Consider the following 3087-nt stretch of genomic DNA (forward strand, 5'->3'; position numbering starts at 1 on the left):
TTTGAACATCAACTCGAAACTCCTTCGGGTTGTATGGTTAAGTGACTAAGCGTACACGGTGGATGCCTTGGCAGTCAGAGGCGATGAAGGACGTATTAACTTGCGATAAGCCCAGATTAGGTAGTAAAAACCATTTGAGTCTGGGATTTCCGAATGGGGAAACCCAATACCATAAGGTATTACTGTTGAGTGAATACATAGCTCAACAGGGCGAACCGGGGGAACTGAAACATCTAAGTACCCCGAGGAAAAGAAATCAACCGAGATTCCGAAAGTAGCGGCGAGCGAAATTGGACTAGCCCTTAAGCTTTACACGCGTTAGACGAACAGCCTGGAAAGGCCGACGATACAGGGTGATAGTCCCGTAGTTGACGACGTGTGTTCAGTGAAATCGAGTAGGGCGGGACACGTGATATCCTGTCTGAATATGGGGGGACCATCCTCCAAGGCTAAATACTACTGACTGACCGATAGTGAACCAGTACCGTGAGGGAAAGGCGAAAAGAACCCCTGTGAGGGGAGTGAAATAGAACCTGAAACCGTGTACGTACAAGCAGTAGGAGCAGGCTTGTCCTGTGACTGCGTACCTTTTGTATAATGGGTCAGCGACTTATATTCAGTGGCAAGGTTAACCATCTAGGGGAGCCGTAGGGAAACCGAGTCTTAACTGGGCGTTCAGTCTCTGGATATAGACCCGAAACCAGGTGATCTAGCCATGGGCAGGTTGAAGGTTGAGTAACATCAACTGGAGGACCGAACCGACTAATGTTGAAAAATTAGCGGATGACTTGTGGCTAGGGGTGAAAGGCCAATCAAACCTGGAGATAGCTGGTTCTCCCCGAAAGCTATTTAGGTAGCGCCTCGGACGAATACTACTGGGGGTAGAGCACTGTTAAGGCTAGGGGGTCATCCCGACTTACCAACCCTTTGCAAACTCCGAATACCAGTAAGTACTATCCGGGAGACACACGGCGGGTGCTAACGTCCGTCGTGGAGAGGGAAACAACCCAGACCGCCAGCTAAGGTCCCAAATTACTACTAAGTGGGAAACGATGTGGGAAGGCTCAGACAGCCAGGATGTTGGCTTAGAAGCAGCCATCATTTAAAGAAAGCGTAATAGCTCACTGGTCGAGTCGGCCTGCGCGGAAGATGTAACGGGGCTAAGTAGTAAACCGAAGCTGCGGCAATGCACTTTTAGTGCATTGGGTAGGGGAGCGTTCTGTAAGCGGTTGAAGGTGTGTGGTAACGCATGCTGGACGTATCAGAAGTGCGAATGCTGACATGAGTAACGATAAAGGGGGTGAAAAACCTCCTCGCCGGAAGACCAAGGGTTCCTGTCCAACGTTAATCGGGGCAGGGTAAGTCGACCCCTAAGGCGAGGCCGAAAGGCGTAGTCGATGGGAAACGGGTTAATATTCCCGTACTTCTTACAATTGCGATGGGGGGACGGAGAAGGCTAGGTGGGCCTGGCGACGGTTGTCCAGGTTCAAGTGCGTAGGCTTAAGAGTTAGGTAAATCCGGCTCTTTCTAAGGCTGAGACACGACGTCGAGCATCTACGGATGTGAAGTCATTGATGCCATGCTTCCAGGAAAAGCCTCTAAGCTTCAGATTGTAAGGAATCGTACCCCAAACCGACACAGGTGGTCGGGTAGAGAATACCAAGGCGCTTGAGAGAACTCGGGTGAAGGAACTAGGCAAAATGGTACCGTAACTTCGGGAGAAGGTACGCTCTCGACGGTGAAGTCCCTCGCGGATGGAGCTATTGAGAGTCGCAGATACCAGGTGGCTGCAACTGTTTATTAAAAACACAGCACTGTGCAAAATCGCAAGATGACGTATACGGTGTGACGCCTGCCCGGTGCCGGAAGGTTAATTGATGGGGTTAGACTTCGGTCGAAGCTCTTGATCGAAGCCCCGGTAAACGGCGGCCGTAACTATAACGGTCCTAAGGTAGCGAAATTCCTTGTCGGGTAAGTTCCGACCTGCACGAATGGCGTAATGATGGCCACGCTGTCTCCACCCGAGACTCAGTGAAATTGAAATCGCTGTGAAGATGCAGTGTACCCGCGGCTAGACGGAAAGACCCCGTGAACCTTTACTACAGCTTGGCACTGAACATTGACCCTACATGTGTAGGATAGGTGGGAGGCTTTGAAGCGCAGTCGCTAGATTGCGTGGAGCCGTCCTTGAAATACCACCCTTGTAGTGTTGATGTTCTAACGTCGACCCCTTATCGGGGTTGCGGACAGTGCCTGGTGGGTAGTTTGACTGGGGCGGTCTCCTCCCAAAGCGTAACGGAGGAGCACGAAGGTGGGCTAATCACGGTTGGACATCGTGAGGTTAGTGCAATGGCATAAGCCCGCTTGACTGCGAGAATGACAATTCGAGCAGGTGCGAAAGCAGGTCATAGTGATCCGGTGGTTCTGAATGGAAGGGCCATCGCTCAACGGATAAAAGGTACTCCGGGGATAACAGGCTGATACCGCCCAAGAGTTCATATCGACGGCGGTGTTTGGCACCTCGATGTCGGCTCATCACATCCTGGGGCTGAAGTCGGTCCCAAGGGTATGGCTGTTCGCCATTTAAAGTGGTACGCGAGCTGGGTTTAGAACGTCGTGAGACAGTTCGGTCCCTATCTGCCGTGGGCGTTGGAGAATTGAAAGGGGCTGCTCCTAGTACGAGAGGACCGGAGTGGACGAACCTCTGGTGTTCGGGTTGTGTCGCCAGACGCATTGCCCGGTAGCTAAGTTCGGGATCGATAACCGCTGAAAGCATCTAAGCGGGAAGCGAGCCTTGAGATGAGTTCTCCCTGATACTTTAAGTATCCTAAAGGGTTGTCGTAGACTACGACGTTGATAGGCAGGGTGTGTAAGCGTTGTGAGGCGTTGAGCTAACCTGTACTAATTGCCCGTGAGGCTTAACCATACAACACCCAAGGGGTTTTGATGGACTCAATGAAAGAACATTGAATGTGTAAGAACGAGAATTAACAAACAGCTTTCCGAATTAAAGAATTTGCTTGGCGACCATAGCGTTTTGGACCCACCTGATTTCCATGCCGAACTCAGAAGTGAAACGAAATAGCG

The 3087-nt window shown here is 51.1% G+C and carries 2 rRNA genes; both read left to right on the top strand.

The features are described 5' to 3' along the window. The first annotated feature begins 35 nt into the window (after window positions 1–35). Window positions 36–2926 (top strand): 23S ribosomal RNA (locus tag R7035_RS25020). A 93-nt stretch (window positions 2927–3019) separates the two neighbouring features. Beyond that, window positions 3020–3087: ribosomal RNA gene (rrf, locus tag R7035_RS25025) — 5S ribosomal RNA — on the top strand; the annotation flags it as partial.

It is taken from the genome of Vibrio sp. 1731 (genome assembly GCF_033339955.1).
Lineage (GTDB): Bacteria > Pseudomonadota > Gammaproteobacteria > Enterobacterales > Vibrionaceae > Vibrio > Vibrio alginolyticus.